The sequence below is a fragment of the Roseofilum acuticapitatum BLCC-M154 genome, from assembly GCF_030068475.1.
Classification (GTDB): Bacteria; Cyanobacteriota; Cyanobacteriia; order Cyanobacteriales; family Desertifilaceae; genus Roseofilum; species Roseofilum acuticapitatum.
Window position 1 is genome coordinate 1 of sequence record NZ_JAQOSP010000075.1, and the last position, 18337, is coordinate 18337.

Below are 18337 nucleotides of genomic sequence, written 5' to 3' on the forward strand. Positions count from 1 at the left end.
GTCACTATCCAAACTATGCTAAACACTATACAACAGTAAAAACCGGGTTTTGAAGTCATATTTGCTGCTTAAGCGATGTCTGTGGCAAAAACCTGGTTTCTGAGTCTCAGGCGATATGGGAGCCATTGCTGGGGCGATAATACAATCCATTGCTAAGGCGATCGCACGGGAGAAGAGGTTGTGGGGGCGATAAAACTCCGTTTCGCTTCGCGATCGCGTCTTGGGTAGAGGAGATCGGGCGAGGCATTTCAGGCGATCGCATCGAAGCTATGGCAATAATTGCCATTTTGTGCCAAGATCGAAGAAATCTTCAAGATCGCCGTGCTATGAAAACCATGAATGTCTCTCTTCCCGATCCCATGCGGGATTATGTCGATCTGCAAGTTCAGATAGGAGGTTATGGAAGTGCCAGTGAATATATCCGCGATCTAATTCGTCAAGATCGGAAGCGCAAAGCTCAAGAGGAGCTAGAAACTTTGCTCCTGGAAGGACTTAACTCCGGGGATGCCACAGCAATGAGCGAACGCGACTGGCAAGAAATTCGCCAAGCTGTTCGCGACAAATTCAATCAACAGCAACATGGTTGAAATTCGCAAGCGTCCGCAGGTTATTTGGGACTTAATTGATATCGCCACTTACATTGCCAATACCAATCTCGATCTGAGCGATCGCTTCCTTCAGGCAGCAGAAGAAACCTTTCAACAACTTGGACAGATGCCAGAAATCGGTAAGCGTTGTCAATTCCTTCATCCTGAATTGCAAAATATTCGTCAAATAGGAGTCAAAGAATTTAGGAAATATCTCATTTTTTATCAGTCTTCTCAGGCAAGTGTTGAAATTATCCGAGTGATACATGGAGCGCGAGATCTAGAAAGTCTTTTAACAGAAGAAGAGGATACACAATGATGTATGAAGGCGATCGCCCCTCGTCTTTCTGTTAAGATCAAGAAAATCTTCTGTTTTTTAACCCCGATCGCAAAATGAAAGTTGTTGCACCACCGAACGGCTACCCCATTGAAATCGGCACACTGCAAACCCTACTGACGGATTTCAAACAAAACTATGGCGATCGCTATCATCTTACGGCTTTAGGTTATTTTGGTTCTTATGCACGAGGAGAAGCCCAAGCAGATAGCGATCTAGATATTGTTTTTCAAAGCGATAAACCTAACTTGCTAAAAACAGCAATTCTCAAACAAGAACTAGAAGAAATTATGGGTTGTTCTGTAGATCTGGTTCGCTGGAGAGAAACGATGAATCCTAGCCTAAAAGTGAGGATTGAGGAAGAAGCCTATTATGTCTAATACCAGCGATCGCGATCGCCTGCTCGAACGGCTAAACGCCATCTTAACAGCGCTGAAGAAAATCCCCCGACGCTTCGCCAGTATTAGCGAACCCAATGATTTTCTCTCCAGTGAAGAAGGAGGCGATCGCATGGATGCTATCTGTATGATTCTTCTTGCAGTTGGAGAAGCTTGCAAAGTCATCGATCGCCAAACGAATGGTCAACTATTTGCTCAATAAATGTGATGGCTTCCTTTTACTCTTTTCAAGATCCAACCATTTTTTTCTAAGATCTTACAAAAATTTTTTCCAGAAACTAACTTCATACTGCAATTTCCACAATGCGATCGGTTTCTTTGAGCTGGGAACTTTCATTGGCGACTTCCAACCATCCCATAATTGCTTCTTGCAGATTCTCCATAACTTCTTCCCAAGAATCTCCCTCAGTAATACATCCGGGAAGAGCTGGAACTTCTGCCCAATATCCGCCCTCTTCGGCTTCATGAATAATTGCTTTAATCTTCATAAATTGAACCGCGTACAGTATTGCTCCAATCTAGCATTGTTGATGGCGATCGCAGGGGAGAAGTGATTGTGGGGGCGATCGGGCGAGGTATGGTTTAGGCGATCGCCTCTCTGCTCAAAAATTAGTCATAATCGAGGTAGAGTAACAGGAGGTACAATTATGACTACTCCAACCGAAACGCCCATGGGCAAAATCATCACCACTTTAACAATCATTAACCGTGCTGACCAATCTGCTGCCACACGAGGATACATTCCTCAACAAGAAGTGCGATCGCTGACTCTGAATAATGTGCTTGTAGATACAGGAGCGAGTACCTTGTGTTTACCTTCCGAGGCGATCGCCCAATTAGGCTTAGAATTGCTCAAAGAAGTAGATGTAGCCACTGCTAATGGCTTCAGTAAAGCCCGACTTTTCCGAGATGCAAGTATTTCCCTATTGGGCAGAGAAGGAACCTTTGAATGCTTGGAATTACCGGGAGGACGCGATCCTCTCTTGGGAGTTTTTCCTCTGGAATCATTAGGAATTGAACTGGATTTGAAAAATCAGACCCTTAAAGTGTTACCCGAAACCTCAATCGATACTTATTTGACCATTTTGTAGCACTACGCGATCGCGAAGCGAAACGGAGTTTTATCGCCTCCCTCATTTCCATCAAGCTAAGAAACTGGGTTTTTCAGGTAAGTTTCGCTTCTTAACCCGTAGAGGTGGCAAAAACCTGGTTTCTGAGTCTCAGGCGATAGGCGAGCCATTGCTGGAGGGATATAGCGCTTTCCGCTTCGCGGACATGAACGCGCTAGGGAATAGGGAATAGGGTTGTGGTACATGGCTTTGAGCCTTTAAGACTGTACACCATAACAGCGCCAAGCGCTGTTATGGGAGGCATCGTTCAGGCGATCGCTTCTTGGGTAGAGGCGATCTCTGAATTACACAGTGATATAATTTGATATAAAGTACAGCCATAAAGATGCCGAGAAAACTGAGAGAACTCAAAGCTGAAATTGCCCGTGCTGGATTTGTTTATTTACCAAAGCGAGGTAAAGGTAGTCACGAACGGTGGCGACACCCTATCCTGAAAAAAACACTCACAATTTCCGGTAAAGATGGCTCTGATGTACCCCCTTACCTAGAAAAACAAGTGGCTCAGTTATTACTTGAATTAGCCAATATTGAAAACAAACAGGAGGATGACGAGTGAGGAATCAGTACACTACAATTATTCAGTGGTCAGAAGAAGACCATCTATTTCTAGTTACCATTCCAGAATTTTCTGACCGAGTGATGATGCCTTGTACTCATGGAAAAACTCGTGCAGAAGCTATTCAAAAAGCGGAAGAAGTGATCGAGATGTATTTAGAAGCTTGGCATGAAGAAGGAGACTCAATTCCTGAACCGCAATTTTTGCAAACAGCTTAACTATCAATACAAAAATCTCGTTGGTGAGTCTTAGGTGTAATAATGCGACTCTCCCCCCTCCATCAAAAATTAACCTGCCCTAGGCGTTGGTCATCGCTTATGGGTAAACTGTTGAATAACCGTGAGAATATAGGCTAGGGAAATGACGCAAACCCTGATTATTCCCGAACAATTACAAGTGACTCCAGAACAGTTTGCACAGATTGCGATCGCCAATCGTGACCTACGTCTGGAACAAACCGCGACTGGAGAATTGATCGTTATGCCCCCCACTGGAGGAAATACCGGTAAACGCAATGCCCGATTTACGGCCCGCTTTATCGTCTGGAATGACGAAACTCAACTAGGGGAAGTCTTTGACTCTTCTACTGCCTTTCGTTTACCCAATGGTGCAGCGCGATCGCCTGATGTCTCCTGGGTACAGCGCGAACGATGGGAAGCCCTCACCCCGGAACAACAAGAGACTTTTCCTCCCCTGTGTCCCGATTTTGTCTTGGAGTTGCGATCGAAAACCGACTCCCTGAAGCAGCTCCAGGCAAAAATGCAAGAATATCTAGACAACGGTGCTAGTCTGGGTTGGTTGATCGATATTCAAGGGCAAACGGTGGAAATTTATCGTCCCGGTGAAGATGTAGAAAAGCGCATTCAACCCCATACCCTAGACGGTGAAACCCTATTACCGGGGTTTACCTTATCTCTTGGGCATTTGTGGGATAATATCGAGTCCGATTAAACACTTGTCATTGCGTTAGCGAAGCTTGCGCGAAGCGCGAACGGAACGCAGTGGAGTGAAGCAATCTCATAATCTCGCCAGTTTTGGCGTTTGGGCTTCGCGGACATGAAAAGCGAAGCTTGCGTGTTTCTGCTAGGAAAATCGACCCGATCCAGACCCTAACTCTACAATATAAACCGGTTTACTAAAGTCAATTTGATCTTGGGGATGTTGCACGCAGTCGCGCAAGAAACCCATCACCACTTTTCCATAAGCATTAGCAATAAAGGGGTTGCTCGTAACATAGTGGGGCACTTTTCCCGTATTCCATGCCTGCACTCCCTCTTGGTTAAAAAACTCGCGTTGAAACCGCCACAGCAAGGATTTTGAGAGGCGCTGATGGGTTTCTAAAACGCTAGATTTAGCCGGGTTAGGTTGCATGAACTCATGCACAGTCAAAATCACTATCCTAAATTCCCAATATAGCCCTGAATGCCCTTTCTGCTCTCTTTTCCTGCTTGGTAAAAACATCTCTGTATTTTGTCTTGCTGTATTCCATTTTTTTCTTGAACCAATTGGGTTTTCCACCTCGTTTTTCTTGCTCTTCTAGCCAGGATTTTTTCATTTTCTCCTGCCTTTGTTCATAAGTCTGTTTATAAGTCTCACGAGTCGGACACAAGGCTCTAAATCGCGAAAATGGTTCTCTACATAAAGCAAAGATCTCCGCCCCTGCATCTACAATTTTACTGTCCATTTTTTCTACTTGTTGATGTAACTCTTGAGCCGAAAGATGTTGTCTGTTGGCTTGCGATACTCGGCTGAAAAAGGTAGTGAACCACGCCCTAGTTTCAGATGCAATATTAATCTCAAAGTCTGAACCTTGTTTTATAAACTTTTCGTATAAGTTCCCTTGGATATCCTGAATCTTGCGTAGATCATTAAGGTTCTGTGCAACAGTAGAGAGTGTATGTTGCTCTGGTTCACTTGCTCCTGCTTCATCTGACTGAGTATCTGGTGCGGCTGATGAGATGGGGCGTGCGGCAGATAGGGGTTGACTTGCTCCTCCAGATGATGAAAAGAGTCCTGCAAGTCCTCCGCCTCCAGATAATAGGGATGATAGGAGGAGTGGTTTGCCCTGGGCTGGTACGGTTGTGGACAAAGAATATCCTCTTTTCTTGAATTCATCTAAAAACAAAGCATTTTCTATTGAGAATTCGTCTTTCAAATGTTTTTTAAATAATTCCCAGGCATAGGGATTTTTCCAAACATCCCCCAGCTTAACTGTGTCCCGTGATTTTTTTGGAATACCCGGTGTACGACCCACGAATCTTTCACTAGCTGAGGTAGTGGGGGCAGACTTCATTGCTTCATGGCTCACCCCGTGTCTTTTGGTTGGACTGACTCCGAACATACGCTCCCATAATGTCATTCTCTGTATCATTTTCGCGCTCAGAGCCGGAGTGGTCTGCGGATTTACACCATATCGATCGCTCGTTTTTGCTTGCAGAGCGCCCTGTTGTCGAGAATGGGTGATTTCGTGGAGCATCAAGTGCTGTTTGTCTGGGCTGCTGCTTTTTAAGTCTCGCCCATAATCACTGGAATCGGCATAAAAAATATGATTTTCAGAGGTAAAAGATTTAGCACCGATCGCTTTACTCAATTGGTTGGCTTCTACATCCGTATGGATTTTAACACTATCTGTCTGCCAACCGGTTTTGTCTGCGATCGCCTCTTGGGTTTCTCCCGATAGAGACTCCCCTCCACTTTGTTTTTTCTCCTTCAGTTCCTGCTCAAATTCTGGAGAGACTGTCCCCCCATCAAGAGCCAAAGAGTCTCCCTGTACCATGGCATTATCCTCTTCGGTGGCCATTTCTTCCCGTTGTAGACTGGGAGCCTTTAGACCTTGACCATCAACTTTTCTCTGGATAGAGAAAGTCTGTAGGCTATCCTCCTCTTGTTTCTGTACCCCTTGGCTTTTGTCCCCTTCAGTCTCAGGAGAGCGCATAGATGCTGTCACCTCTGCTGCTACTGCATCCGCTTCTTTTTCATATTTATCCCCTGGTTTACCCACTGTAATCTCTCTCTGAAGACTCGGAGCATGGCTTTTACCTTTCAGTTTCTTCTGCCACCAGTGATGGGCCATTTCCCCGTTACCCTTCATTTGTAGTGTGGGTTTGGGTCTCGCTGCGATTTCTGTCCAGTTGCTCACCCCAGACTCTGGCTCAACCGTTGGTTTCAAAAGGCTACCACACTGCACTAGAGGTGCATCTTGACCCATGGCAGTGCTATAGTCAGCGCCTTCTGGTTGCATGGCGTTAAACTTGGCTTGCAGGGTGTGTCCTTTCTTGCTTTTTCCTGAAGATGAGAAAGGTTGACGCTTTCTAAGGCGGATTTGTTTGCGTGCCATGATGTTTACTCCAGTCGGCGATCGCCCCATTTTGAAGGCTTGATCGATATAGATTCCCCATCATTATATAGCCAACCTAAATGAGTTATGTAATAGCTGCCCCTCATCCCCCTACCCCCTTCTCCCGCAGGAGAAGGGGAAAAGTCAAGAATCCCGTGGGAGAGGGATTTAGGGAGAGGGCATTTCCACTTGCACAACTCATTGAGACTAGCTATAGAACCGAGGGTCAAATTCAGGAGAATCTTCAGGTTCTTTCTCTCAATTCCTATATCCAGACTTACGGCGATTCAATAGTAAAGTAAGGGCAAAACCGGTTAAGCCTCCCACGAGTAACCAGACACATCCTAAGCCAATCACATCTCCGAGAAATTGACCAAACTGGAGCCGGAGTAATCCCCCTAGGGCCCAACCACAGGCTAAGGCGATCGCCCAATCGACAATACTGGCAATAATCCAACGCCAAGCTTGGGGAACTTCCTGAGAGAGCAACACATATTGCCCCACACCGAGAACAAACCCCACTTTCGCCCCCTCCGAGAGACCATAGAGCAAGCGCACGGAAATATCCAGGGTTCTGGGAGCAATCCAACCGATCGCCCCTAAACCACTCCATCCCATCATTGCCCAACACATAGCACTGATCGCCATCCACCAGCCAGCCTGCTTGAGATGGGGAAGAAGCACAATGGCTTGCATTAGGCCAATAATTGCCCCCCCGATAAATCCTTCTATGATTCCTATATCGGGACGCTCGCCAATTTCAATCAGCAACAAACTGAGTACAAATCCAATAAAGGTATGGATTGTCCATTGAATGCCAAAACCCGATCCAATCATGTGGGAATTCAACCTTAAAAATTATGACTCATGGGCGATAATCTCCCGCAATCCTTGACGGCGATTCTGGGGCGATTCTGGGGCGATATATCCCCATAAACTTTCCCAATAAAAGAACGAAAAGCCATCGAAAGCGCGATCGCGCACCGTTTGCACTTGCTGTTCAATCAAATCTAGGGCGATCGGAGTTCTCAGCGTTCCCGTAGAAATACCAATCGCCACCGGGATCTTCTCCTGCAACTGGGGAATCACCGGATCGGGCAAATCTCGCAAAAAAGTTTCCATCCCACTCCGATATACCTGAATGATCAACTCATCAATTAAACCCTGTTCAGCCCAAGCCAGCCAATTTTGTAGATAATTGCGATAGGCAAACTCGCGGGGATTGGGCGACAAAGAAATAATACAATCCGGTTTAATCTCTTTTACCCGGTCATGAATCCGCTTCATCACTTGAGTCAGTTTCGCAGCTCTCCAGCGCATCCATTGCTCATTTTGATAATTTTCCGGCGGAATCTCGCCATTATGTTCCTGTTGATAAAGCCAGATCGTAAATGGATCGTAGCCCAACTCTATGGGTAGACTAAAATGGTCATCGAGTTGAATGCCATCCACATCATATCGGGTAACTACTTCCACAATCAGATCGATCAACAACTGCTGCACTTCTGGATGCAGAGGATTCAGCCACTCTAAACCATATTTTCCATGGTGTTGTAAGGGGAGTCCATCCCGACTTTGGGCCAACCAACTGGGATGACGTTTCACCAACAACGAATTTTTCGGAGCCATAAACCCATACTCAAACCAGGGAATCACGCGCAATCCCTGCTGATGGCCCAGAGTAATGATTTCTTCTAGGGTATCCTCCCGAAAACTGAGGGTATCGAGGAATAGATCTTGCTTGCGACCGATCGCTTCTTTCGCTTTATCACTGGGATAAAACGTCACACCTCGATTCCAGGCAACAGGATAGATCGTGTTAAAATTGAGATCAGAGAGTTGGGCGATCGCCCGATTAATCCCCCAAGGACTATACAAAACCGCACTACTCACATTCGTTAACCAAACCCCCCGAATTTCATCCACGACTTTAGGGGGTTTCGCCTGTATGGGTTTGACCGCTTGCAGTCCCATAATCAAGACCATGATGATTAGGGCCAAGCTTATCCCTTGCCATCCTCTTTTAATTCTTCGTTTCATGGTTGGAGTCTGTGCTGCATATCTTAGCCATACTTTAACGGTCAATTAACCTTCTTTCTACATCCAACTCCTACAAGAGCAGGGACACAAGAATAGTAGCCGGATGAGAATAGATAAGCTTTTATAGTAGTGTACTCCCGTTCTTCTCGCGTCAGTCCTGTGAAAATCTACGCCATTTGGAGATTACTCAAAGAAACCTTTGTGCAATGGCAGCAAGACCGGGTTCCTATCCTGGCAGCCGCTCTAGCCTATTATATGGTGTTTTCTTTAGCCCCCATGCTAATTATTGCTGTCGCTGTCGCTAGTTTTGTGATTGGAAAAGAAGCAGCACAAGAACAACTAGCGATCCAACTCCAACAGTTTATTGGTTCAGAGGCTGCCCAGTCCATTCAAACCCTAATTCAGGAACGCTATCAACCCCAATCGGGTCTGATCGCCACTATAATTGCGATCGCCACCTTATTTTTTGGCGCGACCACCGTTTTTGCCCAACTCAAAGTCGCTCTCAACATCATTTGGGGCGTTACCCCCAAACCCGAACGAGGCTTCTTAAACTTCCTCATGGCTAGGAGTCTCTCTGTTTTAATGATCGTTGCCATCGGATTTCTCCTCCTCGTCTCCCTCGTCTTTAGCTCCGTTTTAGCTGGCTTAAGTGAATGGCTCGATCAATGGATGGATACCCCCGCTAACATTTGGCATTGGACTGATCTTTCCGTTTCTTTTATTGTCGTCACTCTCTTATTTAGTGCCATTTATAAAATCTTGCCCGATGCCAAAGTCGCTTGGTCAGATGTTTGGGTTGGCTCCACCCTAACCTCCATCCTCTTTACCCTGGGTAAATGGGGAATTAGCTTATATTTGGGACATAGTAGTGTCAAATCTTTCTATGGCGCTGCTGGATCGTTTGTTATTTTATTATTATGGATCTTTTTCACTGCCCAAATCTTACTCATTGGCGCAGAATTTACCCAAGTTTGGGCTAATCGCTATGGCGCAACCATTCGCCCTCGCCGTCATGCCATTCATACCGGTGAAACTTCCTGGAGTCCATCCCAGACTTCAGGATTAACGGCTAATCCCTCACCAATTGGGCACAAAAAACGCAAGAGAATTGTTAAACTTAAACGGTTTCTGCGTCGCATTGAAAAAACTCTTGACGATCGGGACAAAAAAACTTAACTCCATTTATTTTTTCAGGTTTGCATCTATGAATATGGTTAACCCTGACCTCGAATATCACCGCCTACAAATGCTATCTTTTATTGAGCATCTAGAAACCCAAATGCCCCAAGCTTCTCCCTATGAGATTGCCAATGAGCTACGTCGTTATACCCGTAAATCTTATACCAGTTCCTTATTCCGTTGGGCCACATTATCCGATGTAGAATATATTGATAATCGTTTAGATATGCATGGAGTTTTATGTGGAAAAGATGTAGATTTTGCCCATTTTATTGCTTCTTTATCGGATCAAATACAACTGCCGGGTTGGGGCAGTTGGTTTAATTTTACCACATCTTGGACGAGCAAACATAGTTCTTGGAGTGGAGATTTAGCCCAAGCTGTTCTCGATTTTCGCTCCCAAAAATTCCCCACCATTCACCAGGCATTAGAAGCGGATGCTTCTGCTGAAGATTTAGCCTCTAATGTAGCCGCTTTTCGGGTGGGCTACATGGTGAATCAACACACAGATGCAGGAATTCCCGGCTTCCGCAAGCCTCGGTATGGACTAAAAATTTCAGAAGCCATTATAGCTTACGATCGCGGATTTTATAGCGGTCAAGTTCGAGAATTTATCATTGAAGCGCTCAACGGTAAAATTGAGAAGGATAAAATCATCAACCCAGGGCAAGTAGAAGCGAAAATTCGTAAGTCTGTTGTGGAATTTTTGGTTTTTATGGAGTTATATGAATTGGGAGTAAAAATCAAAAGTATGGCTAAAGTTCAGGAAAATTACCGCACGCTCTCTAAGATGACTCACCACGAGATCACCCCAGAGGAAGAAGCGGGTGAAGATGATGTGCGGATGGCGACTCTTTATTTCTTTAATTATTTAGTTCAGGAAGGAAAATTAGATCCGGTACAGATGTATTTTATGCACGATCTCTGGAAGGGTTGATCGGGTCACGCTCCAGATCCATCGCTGGGGCGATCGCCGCCTCGATCGCCTGCTTAACCAAAACTGATGTCAATTAGATGTTTACGTTGGAGAAAAGGCAGTGATAAGCTAGAAAGATGCAATGATGGGGCGATCGCACACTGGAGCAAAAACTATGGCACGCGGACAAATGCGAATCAGGAAGCGTTCAGTCGTTTCACCTCAAAGCAAAGGCAAAAAAGGACGCGCTCTCCAAGCCAAATTTAACGCCATCCAACGGGAAGACCATCCCCATACCGCCATGGGTCAAGATGCTCCCCTATTGCAGTGTGGCAACATCTTACAACGGATCATCGAACGGGATGCTCAACCCACTGTCGTGCAGCGAGACACTCAAGAGCATCAACCCCAACCCGTTAACCTCTACCCTACTGGAAAAGGCGAACCCCTACCCCACAAAATCGTAGACAACTTTACCCAGCAAGGCCATCCAGAAGTCAGCAAAGCAGAAGTTCATGTGGATGATACCGCAGCCAAAAGTATTGGCGCTCAGGCTTACACCACCCAGAAAAATCATATTGTCGTCCAGTCCAAGGTAGCCAAAGACCCCCAAGTGTTGACCCATGAGGCCACCCATGTAGTGCAACAACATAACATGGATGTGCAACCCACCATTCCCAACACTCCCATCAACGATACCTTAGAAAAAGATGCCCAAGACAACGAAAAACGCATCAGTCAAAATCAACCCGTTTCCGTGCAACTCAAAGGCCAGAATAACAATAGTTCGGGTTCCCCAATGATTCAACGTCGGGTAACGGCCAGCACCTTTCCTGAATTTTTACAGAATCAAAAAGATCTCCAAAATCGCGCCGACAATTTAGGGAATGAGCATTACACCACCGTCGGATTTGAACATGAGTTTGCCCAGATGGAAGATGGCCCTTTGCAAGGCTTAACCCATGTCGAAGTAGGAGAATCCAATGAAAGAATGCCCTACACGGGTATCAATTTTAAGCTAGAAACGGATGCAGCCGATGCCCTAGAATTCGTCAGTCCCCCCTTCTTTGTGGAAACCCTAGGGCCCGGTAGCACCATTCCCATTGCTGAAGATGTGCAAAAAATCAATCGCATGATTACAACTCAGTTGCAAGGTGCGGTCGCTAGTGGCTCGACGATTGGGGACTTTGCTAAAACGATGAAAAGCTCATCAAAGCTCAACTTTGGCTTAAAACGGAGACCCTCAATTAATGCAGAAAATAAAAGCGCTGACAATAAACGTAACTTTTTCAGCATGAAAGAGCGACGATGGTGGAGATTCAGTTTGAAAAAGGGGAAAAGGGGATTTCGCGATGTAATACCTGAAATTCCTATCAAACCCTCAAGTAAAAATGGTGGAATTTCTGCCCAAGCGAATATTGCTTTAGGCGGTAAAGATATTGGAGAAATTACTGCATTAATGACATCGCCAGAGTCCTCACCCATTGACAAAGCCGCAGCCTTTGGGAAAATACAAGTGGCAATTCAAAACAAACTCTTGGAAACAGCAGGAGAATCTCCCAGCCCTGAAATGGTGATTTTTATTAGACAACTGGCCCGAACCCTAAGCGGTATTTTTTCTGTGCCCTCTCAAAGCAAGCAACTCGCGGCGAAAGGAAAGAGAACGAAGATGTTTACGAGAGAAGCGAGGCAATATTGGAGAGGCTATGGAGATAGTAGTGACACAGCCAGTGATAAAGACAAGAAATATAGTCAAAAATTTCAAGATGCCCGTCATGCGTCTAGCTTTGTTAAAGATGTGCAAGAAATTTGGGTGAAAGATACGATTATGAATTTCGGTTTGGGCATATTGCAACCGAGTGATTGGGCAAGGGTTCTAGAAATTCTCGATGATGATTCAGTCCGGCAAATGCTCTCTTCAATTGAACAAGATTCTGGTCTGATGGCAGATATGAAAGAGCATTACCCGGAAGCTTTCAAAAAAGACCGGGGAATTGGAGCAAAGATGATCGCTGCACTAGATCAAATTGCTACTGATATTAACAGCAATAACCTTATCGAAAAAGAAGATGTATCCGGACTCTATTTAGGCCCAGATCAACAGCCAGATTTCTTATCCCATGACCCCAAATACATTGGTGTTCGTCAAGATACTTATTTGCCGGGTAGTAAAGTCCGTTTACCGGGCAGCGACACCCGTACTCATGTGTTGGAAACTCGACGGAATATTGATGATTTTATTGATAAGATAGATAAGTTAAACACAACAAAAGATCCCTTAGCGCCCTTAGATCCTATTCCTATTACAGATCGCCCAGAACATGACAAAGCACAATTGAGGAAGCGATATCCTATCGGTTCGTTTATTCGATATCGAGTGGCGAATCAGGTTAACAAGCGCGGTAACAATCATGATATTGATTGTTTAGCTAAAGTGGTTGGATATGGCCATAATGACCAAGGGACTCAATACCAAATAGCTGTAAAAGGAATGCGTTTTGTAGAGTCTAAAACTTTCCGGTTGGTTAGTAATGATTTTTATGATTATAGTGATTCCAACTTTGCAGTGTATGCAGACGATTTCAATGTTGAAGAACAAGGTAGAACTCATTTCAAAATGAACTTTATTCAACAAGGGGAAGTGTTAACATCATAACCCTGTTGTTTTATAACAGTGCAAAATGCTCAAATAGCTCAAAGCGCCACCCAGTCTGTTGTTTGTTCACCCTATCTCCCCATCCCCCCATCACAGCGCGAAGCGCTGTAAGTTTCTACGGTTTGCCCTTGCATGTAGAAGAGTCAAAGACTCGCCCCTGTTGAGATTTTCGATTCTAGATGACAAAATTGTAGGGGGGCAGTGCCCAAAAACTATAGGTTTTCTTTCACTTGTTTATAGCGCTGTTTAAATTCCCGTTGTTGTTGATTATGATCGACAATGGGTAAAGGATAATGACAAGCTTGACGGACTAAAGGCGGAATATCTCCTGTGACTAAATCTTTCGCTTCCACTGACTTTAATTCCGGTAGCCATTGGCGGATATACTTGGCTTTAGGATCGAATTTTTGCGCTTGACTAGAAGGGTTAAAAATCCGTAAGGGTTTGGCATCCATGCCACTCGATGCGCTCCATTGCCATCCCCCATTATTGGCGGCTAAATCTCCATCAATGAGATGCTGCATAAAGTAGCTCTCTCCCCACTGCCAGTTAATGATTAAATCCTTGGTTAAAAAGCTGGCAACAATCATCCGACATCGGTTATGCATCCATCCGGTTGTGTTCAGTTGGCGCATGGCTGCATCGACGATGGGATAACCGGTTTTTCCTTCGCACCAAGCTTGGAAATGTTGGGGATTATTCTGCCAAGGGAAGTGTTTAAAGGGTTCTCGATAGGGGCCGTCAGCGAGTTCGGGAAAGTGGTAGAGTACATGCTGGTAAAATTCTCGCCAGGCTAATTCTTGTTGCCAAGTTTGGATGTTTTGACGGCTTTTATCGCTGGTAGATTTGCGGATAGCTTGCTGTGTAGTTTGCCATACTCTGCGAATACCGATCGCCCCCAACTTCAAAGCGGCACTTAGTTTTGATGTCCCTTCTATACTGGGGGTGTTGCGTTGCTGCTCGTAGAATTCTAGGGAGCGATCGCCAAATTTTTGCAGTTGTTCCTGAGCTGCCCGTTCTCCAGGTATAATCACTAACTCTTCTGACTCGGAATATCCCCAATCTTTTAAACTCGGTAAGGGAATAACATTGACTTGCTCTAATGCGTTTTGCTGTCCTTCAAAGAATCCTCCTCCAGGTTGTAAATGAGCTGCCGGATCGAGCTTCTGTTTCCCTTGCCAATTCTTCCAAAACGGAGTATAAACCGTATAGGGATTGCCCGTTTGCGTGCGAATCGCTTCGGGAGCCACCAAAAGCTGATCCCAAAAAGTTGTTACCTCAATCCCCTTCTCTTTTAAACCTTCCGTCACGCGGCGATCGCGCAGTTGACTATAGGGTTCCACATCCCGATTCCAAACCACCTCCATGACTCCTAAATCCCTCGCTAAATTAGGAATTACTTGTTCCGGTTTCCCTTGTAGTAACAGAAACGGATGATTTAGCTTTTGATAATTGTCCTGTAACTCTTGTAAACAACCCAAAAGATACTGTAGGCGAACCGGTGCAATATCCTCCCGGTTTAAAATATCGGGATCGAAACAAAAACAACCTACTAAAGAATGCCCTTTTGATTGGGCATAGCTTAAGCCTAAATTATCCGTAACTCTTAAATCGCGTCGATGCCAAAATAGAATCAGATTAGCCATAAAACTTTAAATTACTTGAGTCAGTATACCTGAAGTTTGCGCTAGTGTAGAAGCGATCGCCAAAACCTCAACTCCCCGCTATGACTTCCCAAGAAAAATTTACCCCCCTACCCAATCGCACTCAACTCCCCAACTCCATTGGAGAAGACTATTTCCATCTCCTCCCCGATCATACTCAACTCCCCTGTGAGGATGGCTCTTTCGTGAAAAACTTCCAAGAACACCCCCAAAGCATCTTACTAACCGAATCCATTCGTCCCATTCTTGACCAACTGCATCCAGAAAGTAATTATTGCATTGGTCAAGACAGTGGAATTTACTGGCAAATAACCCATCCTCCCGAAAGAGGAGCAGAATCTCCCGATTGGTTTTATGTGCCCAATGTACCCACTACTCTAAATGGGCAAGTGCGTCGTTCCTATGTCCTCTGGAAAGAATTAACTCCCCCTCAAATTGCCCTAGAGTTCGTTTCTGGCAATGGTTCAGAAGAACGCGATCGGACTCCTCTTTTCGGTAAATTTTGGGTGTATGAACAAGTGATTCGGCCAGCCTATTATGGGATCTACGAAGTCAAAAAGTCCAGCGTAGAAGTGTATCATTTAGTTGGAAATAACTATCAGTTACTCTCCGCCAACTCACGCGGTCATTTTGAAATTCCGGAAATGGGCGTAGAATTGGGAATTTGGCAAGGACGGTATCAAAATGTTGAGCTACCCTGGTTGCGCTGGTGGGATAGGGAGGGAAACTTATTACCGACTGGAGAAGAGCAGGCACAGCAGGAGCGATCGCGAGCCGAGGAAGCAGAGCGTCGAGCCACCCTTCTGGCAGCTAAACTCCAGGAATTAGGCATTGATCCCAATGAAATTCAATAGTGCTTGCACCTACCCATAGAGTTGGCTAATTAGGATTGGATAACCTGGGTAAAGCCTGGATCTGAGCCAATATCCCCATTTAAATGTCGTAACCTATAGGATTACTGCTAGATCGACTGCAATCTACCCCAAACGTCAACCCTATCTATGAGGTCTGTAGTGTGAGGAGTGCCTTATTGATTTCCAGTCTATCGGTGAGTACCTTAGCGTCCCTGATAGCTCCAAGTTGGGCGAGTTCGCCCATCACTCCTGAAACCCTGGAAATAATACCACCAGAAAGTATACCGAGTCTGTCGAATTTTGGGGCGATCGCCCCCCCTGAGTCTCTCTCTTGGCACTTTTCCCCGGTTTCTCCTCTATTTGAATCTTCTTTTACCCCCTGTTTTTCCATTGCTCCCCCTGAAGGAATGGAGAATACTCTCCAATGTTCTCCCCTCTCCCAAAATTCGGATAATTCAGAATCCACGCAACCGATTGAAGTCACTGAAATTCGAGTCACGGGAAGCACCATTTTTAGTCCAGAAAAACTAAAAGAAATTGTCGCCAATTATGAGGGTAAATCCCAAACCCTAGAGCAACTGAGGGAAGCGGCAGATAAAATTACCGAACTCTATTTAAATGGCGGTTATATTAATAGTCGCGCCATTTTAGGCGATCAAGTCGTAGAGAATGGCAGGGTAGAAATTCAAGTCATTGAAGGCCGTTTAGAAGAGATTGTTGTTGAAGGATCGGGGCGTTTAAACCCCAATTATATTACCAGTCGGATTCGCCGAGGGGCAGGGGTTCCATTAAATAGTGCTTCCTTGGAAAATGAATTAAGACTGCTGAAAACCGATCCCCTGTTCGAGAGTGTAGATGCAAGTTTGCAACCGGGAGCGGAGATTGGGCAAAGTAAATTGACGGTGCGGGTGAGCTTAAAAAAGCCCTTAAGTGTAAATTTATTTGTGGATAACTATTCTCCAGCCAGTGTGGGATCGGAGCGTCTGGGAGTCCGCGTCGGCTATCAGAATTTGACCGGTTTAGGCGATCGCGCCATCATCGGCTATAACCGTACCACAACCGGCGGCAATACCAATCGTTATGAGTTTATCTACCGCATTCCCTTAAATGCCATGGATGGCTCATTTACCATCCAATTTCTACCCGATAATAACGAAATTAGTAACATTGCCCTACAAGATTTAGGCATTCGGGGCGAAACCAAACGCTATGAATTTGACTATCGCCAACCCCTATTTCGCTCTCCCCGTCAAGAATTCGCCCTATCCCTAGGATTTTCCCACCATCGCGGCCAAACCTTCTTAGGGGATGTTCCCTTTGGCTTTGGAGCAGGGCCAGATGACCGGGGAAGAACCCACAGTAGCGCCATTCGCTTTGGTCAAGAATACTTACGTCGGGATGGGAGCGGAATTTGGGGCGTGCGATCGCAATTTTATCTCGGTATAGATGCCTTTGGTGCAACCCTCAATCCTGGATCGACCCCCGATAGTCGTTTTTTCAGTTGGCTTCTCAGTTTACAACGCCTGCAACGGTTAGGGGATCATCATTTACTCACCTTCCGAGGAGACCTACAACTGGCCACCACTAGCTTACTTCCCTCCCGGCAATATGTGATTGGTGGCGGTCAATCCGTTCGAGGATATCGACAAAATGCCCGGTCTGGCGATAATGGCTTTTTCATCTCCATTGAAGACCGGATTACCCTACAAAAGGATAGCAAAGGTCAACCTACCCTCATGGTTGCTCCTTTTCTCGACTTGGGTCAAGTTTGGAATAGCGGAAATAATCCCAATGTTTTAGCCTCGGAGAACTTTTTAATGGGGGTCGGTTTGGGATTACTCTGGGAAGTTGCCCCCGGATGGAATATTCGTTTAGATTATGGCTATCCGATTATCAATCTCCCTGACCGAGGCAATAATGCCCAGGATGATGGGTTTTATTTTAGTGTCAATGTCGAGCTTTAAATTAGAGAGAGTTTAGCCAGTCCGCTAAATCTTCAACAGTCTTAAAGTCCAAAAACTCTTCTCCTAGACTTTCTAAATCTTCAATGGATAAGCTTTCTATTTGATCGCTGATTTCCTCTGGGATTTCTCCAAAACGTTTTTTGATTTGACGCATAATTAAGGCGATCGCTTGCTCTAGCTTTCCTTCTTGTTTGCCTTCTTGTCTGCCTTCTTGTCTGCCTTCTTGTCTCGCTTTTTCTTCCGCATAAGTTATTCTTCCTCTTTCATCTTGTAGCATCATCCCTCGCTGATCTACTATTTCAAATTCTTCGGGGGTCATGTTGGCTTGACTGGCTAGATTTAACGCCAATTCTATCTCCGATACTTCCCCCAAATTCTCTGGTACTTCCTCTAAAGTTGCCGCTTCCTTGAGGAAATAAATCCATTTATCTGTTAAGGTCTGTAACTCCGATAAACTTTTCTTGAATTTAGGAATCTCCACAAAAATCAATCGTAATTCTTTCTCTAGGATTTTCAGCTTTTTTTCCTCCTCTTCTTGAAACACAAATTTATTGATTATTTTTGAACTGTCTTTCAGTAAAATAAAATCGGTGATGGTTACGGCTATGGCTGGATTTAATCGGGGGTAGTATTCTCCTTTGATTAACTGATTGGCATAAGCTTTGGTTAAGTTGTAGGCGACTCGTTTGTCAAATGCTGCCATGGATGCGACTTGC

General features: G+C 45.1%; 21 protein-coding genes and 1 pseudogene. 14 read left to right on the top strand and 8 right to left on the bottom strand.

Annotated features, from left to right (window positions below; all coding sequences use genetic code 11):
• Window positions 1–149 precede the first annotated feature (149 nt).
• From PMG71_RS10940 to PMG71_RS10955, 4 genes are all read left to right on the top strand, one after another.
• Window positions 150–587: a type II toxin-antitoxin system ParD family antitoxin gene (locus PMG71_RS10940; RefSeq protein WP_283753716.1), complete on the top strand. Its 438-nt coding sequence runs from the start codon at window positions 150–152 to the stop codon at window positions 585–587.
• Window positions 580–906, top strand: coding sequence for a type II toxin-antitoxin system RelE/ParE family toxin (locus PMG71_RS10945; RefSeq protein WP_283753717.1), 327 nt, complete (start codon window positions 580–582; stop codon window positions 904–906). The genes PMG71_RS10940 and PMG71_RS10945 overlap by 8 nt, the downstream gene beginning before the upstream one ends.
• A gap of 74 nt (window positions 907–980) precedes the next feature.
• Window positions 981–1304: a nucleotidyltransferase family protein gene (locus tag PMG71_RS10950; RefSeq protein ID WP_283753718.1), complete on the top strand. Its 324-nt coding sequence runs from the start codon at window positions 981–983 to the stop codon at window positions 1302–1304.
• Window positions 1297–1524: a ribonuclease HepT family protein gene (locus tag PMG71_RS10955; RefSeq protein ID WP_283753719.1), complete on the top strand. Its 228-nt coding sequence runs from the start codon at window positions 1297–1299 to the stop codon at window positions 1522–1524. The genes PMG71_RS10950 and PMG71_RS10955 overlap by 8 nt, the downstream gene beginning before the upstream one ends.
• Here PMG71_RS10955 and PMG71_RS23895 read toward each other — a convergent pair.
• A pseudogene (locus tag PMG71_RS23895) lies at window positions 1521–1610 on the bottom strand (type II toxin-antitoxin system HicA family toxin); the annotation flags it as partial. The gene PMG71_RS10955 and the pseudogene PMG71_RS23895 sit on opposite strands and share 4 nt — an antisense overlap.
• Window positions 1607–1810 carry a type II toxin-antitoxin system HicB family antitoxin gene (locus PMG71_RS10960; protein WP_283753720.1) on the bottom strand — a complete coding sequence of 68 codons (204 nt, stop codon included), beginning with the start codon at window positions 1808–1810 and terminating at the stop codon, window positions 1607–1609. The pseudogene PMG71_RS23895 and the gene PMG71_RS10960, both read right to left, overlap by 4 nt.
• Window positions 1811–1969: 159 nt before the next feature.
• Here PMG71_RS10960 and PMG71_RS10965 point away from each other — a divergent pair, with 159 nt between their 5' ends.
• From PMG71_RS10965 to PMG71_RS10985, 5 genes are all read left to right on the top strand, one after another.
• Entirely contained in the window at window positions 1970–2413 is a 444-nt protein-coding gene (locus tag PMG71_RS10965; RefSeq protein WP_283753721.1) for an aspartyl protease family protein, read from the top strand.
• A gap of 215 nt (window positions 2414–2628) precedes the next feature.
• A complete protein-coding gene (locus PMG71_RS10970) occupies window positions 2629–2757 on the top strand; it encodes a hypothetical protein (protein ID WP_283753722.1) in 129 nt (42 codons plus the stop codon).
• A gap of 20 nt (window positions 2758–2777) precedes the next feature.
• Complete coding sequence (locus PMG71_RS10975) at window positions 2778–3008, top strand: type II toxin-antitoxin system HicA family toxin (RefSeq protein ID WP_283753723.1); 231 nt, start codon at window positions 2778–2780, stop codon at window positions 3006–3008.
• Window positions 3005–3226, top strand: coding sequence for a type II toxin-antitoxin system HicB family antitoxin (locus PMG71_RS10980; RefSeq protein WP_283753724.1), 222 nt, complete (start codon window positions 3005–3007; stop codon window positions 3224–3226). The genes PMG71_RS10975 and PMG71_RS10980 overlap by 4 nt, the downstream gene beginning before the upstream one ends.
• A gap of 142 nt (window positions 3227–3368) precedes the next feature.
• A complete protein-coding gene (locus PMG71_RS10985) occupies window positions 3369–3959 on the top strand; it encodes a Uma2 family endonuclease (RefSeq protein ID WP_283753725.1) in 591 nt (196 codons plus the stop codon).
• Between the two features lie 132 nt (window positions 3960–4091).
• On the opposite strand, the gene PMG71_RS10990 is transcribed toward PMG71_RS10985, so the two are convergent.
• The 4 genes from PMG71_RS10990 to PMG71_RS11005 all read right to left on the bottom strand — a co-directional run bounded on the left by PMG71_RS10990 (window position 4092) and on the right by PMG71_RS11005 (window position 8385).
• Window positions 4092–4379, bottom strand: coding sequence for a hypothetical protein (locus tag PMG71_RS10990; protein ID WP_283753726.1), 288 nt, complete (start codon window positions 4377–4379; stop codon window positions 4092–4094).
• Window positions 4380–4407: 28 nt separating this feature from the next.
• The gene (locus PMG71_RS10995) at window positions 4408–6345 is read right to left on the bottom strand and encodes an eCIS core domain-containing protein (RefSeq protein ID WP_283753727.1); all 1938 of its coding nucleotides are present in this window, start codon (window positions 6343–6345) and stop codon (window positions 4408–4410) included.
• 258 nt (window positions 6346–6603) lie between these two features.
• Window positions 6604–7182 (bottom strand): hypothetical protein, encoded by a 579-nt coding sequence (locus PMG71_RS11000; protein ID WP_283753728.1) that lies wholly within the window; start codon window positions 7180–7182, stop codon window positions 6604–6606.
• A gap of 21 nt (window positions 7183–7203) precedes the next feature.
• Window positions 7204–8385, bottom strand: coding sequence for a glycoside hydrolase family 10-like protein (locus tag PMG71_RS11005; RefSeq protein ID WP_283753729.1), 1182 nt, complete (start codon window positions 8383–8385; stop codon window positions 7204–7206).
• Between the two features lie 129 nt (window positions 8386–8514).
• Between PMG71_RS11005 and PMG71_RS11010 the strand changes: the two genes are divergently transcribed.
• From PMG71_RS11010 to PMG71_RS11020, 3 genes are all read left to right on the top strand, one after another.
• Window positions 8515–9564: a YihY/virulence factor BrkB family protein gene (locus PMG71_RS11010; RefSeq protein ID WP_283753730.1), complete on the top strand. Its 1050-nt coding sequence runs from the start codon at window positions 8515–8517 to the stop codon at window positions 9562–9564.
• A gap of 28 nt (window positions 9565–9592) precedes the next feature.
• Complete coding sequence (locus tag PMG71_RS11015) at window positions 9593–10504, top strand: hypothetical protein (RefSeq protein WP_283753731.1); 912 nt, start codon at window positions 9593–9595, stop codon at window positions 10502–10504.
• Between the two features lie 154 nt (window positions 10505–10658).
• Window positions 10659–13139: an eCIS core domain-containing protein gene (locus PMG71_RS11020; protein WP_283753732.1), complete on the top strand. Its 2481-nt coding sequence runs from the start codon at window positions 10659–10661 to the stop codon at window positions 13137–13139.
• A gap of 212 nt (window positions 13140–13351) precedes the next feature.
• Here PMG71_RS11020 and PMG71_RS11025 read toward each other — a convergent pair whose 3' ends face one another.
• On the bottom strand, window positions 13352–14785 hold the full coding sequence (locus PMG71_RS11025; RefSeq protein ID WP_283753733.1) for an FAD-binding domain-containing protein: 1434 nt from the start codon (window positions 14783–14785) through the stop codon (window positions 13352–13354).
• 80 nt (window positions 14786–14865) lie between these two features.
• Between PMG71_RS11025 and PMG71_RS11030 the strand changes: the two genes are divergently transcribed.
• Both PMG71_RS11030 and PMG71_RS11035 read left to right on the top strand, forming a co-directional pair.
• Window positions 14866–15657 (top strand): Uma2 family endonuclease, encoded by a 792-nt coding sequence (locus PMG71_RS11030; RefSeq protein WP_283753734.1) that lies wholly within the window; start codon window positions 14866–14868, stop codon window positions 15655–15657.
• Between the two features lie 161 nt (window positions 15658–15818).
• Entirely contained in the window at window positions 15819–17621 is a 1803-nt protein-coding gene (locus PMG71_RS11035; RefSeq protein WP_283753735.1) for a ShlB/FhaC/HecB family hemolysin secretion/activation protein, read from the top strand.
• 1 nt (window position 17622) lies between these two features.
• Here the strand turns inward: PMG71_RS11035 and PMG71_RS11040 are convergent.
• Window positions 17623–18337, bottom strand: a 715-nt coding sequence (locus tag PMG71_RS11040; RefSeq protein ID WP_283753736.1) for an Rpn family recombination-promoting nuclease/putative transposase, incomplete at its 5' end; no start/stop codon positions are given.

Excerpts from the sequence above, each read along its gene's own strand:
- PMG71_RS10950 (WP_283753718.1), top strand. The coding sequence starts at position 981 with ATGAAAGTTGTTGCACCACCGAACGGCTACCCCATTGAAATCGGCACA.
- PMG71_RS11030 (WP_283753734.1), top strand. The coding sequence starts at position 14,866 with ATGACTTCCCAAGAAAAATTTACCCCCCTACCCAATCGCACTCAACTC.
- PMG71_RS11005 (WP_283753729.1), bottom strand. The coding sequence starts at position 8,385 with ATGAAACGAAGAATTAAAAGAGGATGGCAAGGGATAAGCTTGGCCCTA.
- PMG71_RS10945 (WP_283753717.1), top strand. The coding sequence starts at position 580 with ATGGTTGAAATTCGCAAGCGTCCGCAGGTTATTTGGGACTTAATTGAT.
- PMG71_RS10955 (WP_283753719.1), top strand. The coding sequence starts at position 1,297 with ATGTCTAATACCAGCGATCGCGATCGCCTGCTCGAACGGCTAAACGCC.
- PMG71_RS10990 (WP_283753726.1), bottom strand. The coding sequence starts at position 4,379 with ATGCAACCTAACCCGGCTAAATCTAGCGTTTTAGAAACCCATCAGCGC.
- PMG71_RS10995 (WP_283753727.1), bottom strand. The coding sequence starts at position 6,345 with ATGGCACGCAAACAAATCCGCCTTAGAAAGCGTCAACCTTTCTCATCT.
- PMG71_RS11015 (WP_283753731.1), top strand. The coding sequence starts at position 9,593 with ATGAATATGGTTAACCCTGACCTCGAATATCACCGCCTACAAATGCTA.
- PMG71_RS11020 (WP_283753732.1), top strand. The coding sequence starts at position 10,659 with ATGGCACGCGGACAAATGCGAATCAGGAAGCGTTCAGTCGTTTCACCT.
- PMG71_RS10975 (WP_283753723.1), top strand. The coding sequence starts at position 2,778 with ATGCCGAGAAAACTGAGAGAACTCAAAGCTGAAATTGCCCGTGCTGGA.
- PMG71_RS10985 (WP_283753725.1), top strand. The coding sequence starts at position 3,369 with ATGACGCAAACCCTGATTATTCCCGAACAATTACAAGTGACTCCAGAA.
- PMG71_RS10965 (WP_283753721.1), top strand. The coding sequence starts at position 1,970 with ATGACTACTCCAACCGAAACGCCCATGGGCAAAATCATCACCACTTTA.
- PMG71_RS11000 (WP_283753728.1), bottom strand. The coding sequence starts at position 7,182 with ATGATTGGATCGGGTTTTGGCATTCAATGGACAATCCATACCTTTATT.
- PMG71_RS11025 (WP_283753733.1), bottom strand. The coding sequence starts at position 14,785 with ATGGCTAATCTGATTCTATTTTGGCATCGACGCGATTTAAGAGTTACG.
- PMG71_RS10960 (WP_283753720.1), bottom strand. The coding sequence starts at position 1,810 with ATGAAGATTAAAGCAATTATTCATGAAGCCGAAGAGGGCGGATATTGG.